The organism is Acinetobacter sp. UBA3132 (assembly GCF_002364825.1).
Lineage (GTDB): Bacteria > Pseudomonadota > Gammaproteobacteria > Pseudomonadales > Moraxellaceae > Acinetobacter > Acinetobacter schindleri.
In genome coordinates, this window is sequence record NZ_DEZM01000161.1 from 1 (window position 1) to 3,266 (window position 3,266).

Below are 3,266 nucleotides of genomic sequence, written 5' to 3' on the forward strand. Positions count from 1 at the left end.
TTGCAGAAATTTTAAAAGCCAAAATGCTGGTGATGCTCATTGGTGAACGTCCAGGCTTAAGTTCTCCGGATAGTATGGGAATTTATTATACTTATAATGCTTTTAAAGGCTGCCATGATGCACTCAGAAACTGTATCTCCAATGTTCGTCCGGCAGGTCTGTCCTATCCGCTGGCGATCCAACGCTTAATCGCACTCATGCAAAAATCCTGTGCATTGCAGCTTTCGGGCGTACAGCTGAAAGATGAACATGAAACATTGGTTGAAGTTCGGCATGAGCCAGGCAAAGGATTATTTAAATAACCAATAGTGTAGAAACTTCTACGCTGTTACAGACTTACACGCCGTCACCATCTCACTTATTTTTGTCACACAAGTTAAAAAATCAACTTGTTATGATGAAATCCACACATGAATAAAAAACAGTGAGGATGGTTATGGCTAATGATTTCAACAAAACACCACCTTCAGGCTATGATGAAGATACACGGCAGAAGAAAAGAATTCCTGTCTATATTTTAATTTTAGTAGGTGTCTTCCTGCTGGCATTGCTACTTTATATGTTTGCCGATATTAAGCCTTCACCAGAAGAAGCACCTCCGGGTCATCCAAATCCGCAAGCTCAACCAGCAACCATGAACAATACGACCCCAGCTCAGTCAGAGGAAGGGCGTAGTCAGGATCTGAATCAGCCTGCGAACTTAAGTGGTGTTACTGGTACGACTGAAGCCACCGCAGAAGATACAGCGGGAGGTATGGATGTTGGTATAGCAACCGACTCAGAAGGATCTAGTCGAGGTGCTGGTCAGTAAGCACCCTCTTAAAAAGCCCTGGTTAAGAATCAGGGCTTTTTTGCAATCTAATGTGCGGATTTGTTGTAGTTGTGCATTTCTCAATTGAATAAAAAAAGCTCCAATTCTAATGTGAATAATGCATGACAGACGGCTTTACAACTTTCCAAAAAAGAAGTCTGTAAATACTTATAAATAAAGTAAAACCATAGAGGGCATGACAACATGAATGAATATATGAGAGGCCCAGGCGGTTATGATGCCATGTACTATTGGGAACAGTTTCATCCCATATTAAGTGCAGTGGCGATCCTGCTGATAGGCTGGGTTATTGCATTGCTGGTCTCTGCAGGCGTAAAAAAAATCCTGCAAAAGCTTGGCACCAATGAGCGGCTAAACCATGCGACTGGCCATCGTTCCAATATTGAAAATATCATCACAAGAATTGTCTTCTGGTTAATCCTGATTATGGCAGTTATTGGTGCACTGAATGTACTGAATCTGACCAATGTCAGTGGACCGTTCAGTAATATGATTCAGCGCTTCCTGCTGTTTATCCCTCAATTGCTTGCTGCGATTGCTGTCGGATTCATTGGCTGGATTGTTGCCAATCTGGTCAAGGTGGGACTACAGAAGCTGCTTGACCGCACTCAACTGGATGAAAAACTCAGTTCAGAAGTTGGTGTAAAGCCACTGAGTGAGAATATCAGTGAAATTATTTACTGGCTGATTCTGTTGTTATTCCTGCCTATCGTACTCTCGATTCTGGGTTTAAGCGGTCTGCTGTATCCAGTTCAGAACATGGTCAATGATGTGGTTGGTTATCTGCCTAATATCTTTATTGCCGGTGTGATTGTTTTTGTCGGCTATATTCTGGCGAAAATCATCCGTGGCATTGTAGAAGGTTTATTGCGTAGTCTGAATGTACAGCAACAGGCAGAAAAAGTTGGCATCTTCAAGAACTCTAATGTTCCTCAAGTAATTGGTTCCTTCATCTTTGCTGTGATTATTATTACAGCGCTGATCATCGCTTTTGAAGCTCTCGGTATTGAGGCGATTTCACAACCTGCAACCGCGATGTTGTATGAGGTAATGAATGCCATTCCAAATATCATTGCCGCAGCCCTGATTCTGATTCTGGCTTATGTCGTATCGAAACTGGTCGCGAAGCTGGTTACTGAAGTTCTGGCAGGTACGGGTGTAGATGAAGTTCCGGCCAAGCTAGACTTACAACGTTTCCTGGGTACCACTAAAATTTCGCATGTCGTGGGCGTCCTGATCATTCTGTTCACTATGCTGTTTGCTGTGTCTGAAGCGGCGAACCGTCTTGGCTTTGAACAGGTAAGTAGCCTGATTGCGATGTTCATTTACTTCGGTGCGAACATCCTGCTCGGCGCAGTGATTCTGGTGGTTGGCTTCTGGCTGGCAAATGTGGTTGCGAATGTAGTGCAGCGCGGTGAATATAACAGTTCACGCTGGTTAGCCAATCTGGTTCGTGTCCTGATTATGGGTCTGGTAGTTGCAATGGGCTTACGCGCAATGGGCATTGCCGATTCGATTGTAAACCTTGCATTCGGTCTGACTCTGGGCGCAGTAGCAGTGGCTTTTGCTCTGGCATTCGGTCTTGGTGGTCGTCAGCCGGCAGAACGTGTTCTGACGGATTTGATTGATAAAGCCAAACGTGAAGGCAAAGAACCAAATCCCTTGAAAAAAGATACCGATATCATGACTTCAGCTTTTGGTTCAGGTAATGCGACTTCTGCGACTGAACCAGCTACTACAACAGGAGCGAGTATCGTGCCTACTCCAGGTCAGAATGATGACAATGCGCCAATGCGTACGGACTTATCGAATAGTACCCCTGCATCACTTACTACTGCACCGCAGGATGATGAAGCATCGGGTATTGATCAGGTTACTCCAGATATAGATCAGGCTGTACCGGACTCACTCGACGTCGATCCAACTCATCCACCAGCTAATAATCCATTTGGCTCTACAGGTGAAGACGAACCGAATGTCGATAGTCGTCCAAAGAAAGATGACCTGAATTAACCTGTTCCAATCAAATAAAATCGGCCACGCTTAAGTGGTCGATTTTGTTCAGTCATGAGGAAAAATGAATGAATGCAAAAAAACCGAATAAAGTTCTAGCACCTTTAGTGATTGCAGGAATTACGATTGGCTTTTTTACTGCTGCCTATAGATTTGTCTTTGTTAAGAGCAAAGCAGATAAGCGCTCTGAACAAGCGCTGGAAAAGAACATGCCGGATACAGACGAATTTAACTGAAAAATCCTGTTAATTCATTGAAATAGAATTGTCATGTTGAAAATATAGAATATTCAAATGAATACTAAATAAATTTTGGTATTCTTATTGCATTAATAATATAAAGACAAAGGAGATCAACAATATGTGGAAATTAAAACAGTCTAAATTTATTAGCTCTACTGCAAATGCAGCACCATATTATT

General features: G+C 42.9%; 4 protein-coding genes. All 4 read left to right on the plus strand.

Annotated elements, in window-relative coordinates:
- Positions 1–302, plus strand: a 302-nt coding sequence (locus B4033_RS08755; RefSeq protein ID WP_286833261.1) for an ethanolamine ammonia-lyase light chain EutC, incomplete at its 5' end; no start/stop codon positions are given.
- 134 nt (positions 303–436) lie between these two features.
- Entirely contained in the window at positions 437–811 is a 375-nt protein-coding gene (locus B4033_RS08760; protein ID WP_004814718.1) for a hypothetical protein, read from the plus strand.
- Positions 812–1,015: 204 nt separating this feature from the next.
- Entirely contained in the window at positions 1,016–2,845 is a 1,830-nt protein-coding gene (locus B4033_RS08765) for a mechanosensitive ion channel (protein WP_286833263.1), read from the plus strand.
- Between the two features lie 68 nt (positions 2,846–2,913).
- Positions 2,914–3,081: a hypothetical protein gene (locus tag B4033_RS08770; protein WP_005223059.1), complete on the plus strand. Its 168-nt coding sequence runs from the start codon at positions 2,914–2,916 to the stop codon at positions 3,079–3,081.
- Positions 3,082–3,266 lie beyond the last annotated feature (185 nt).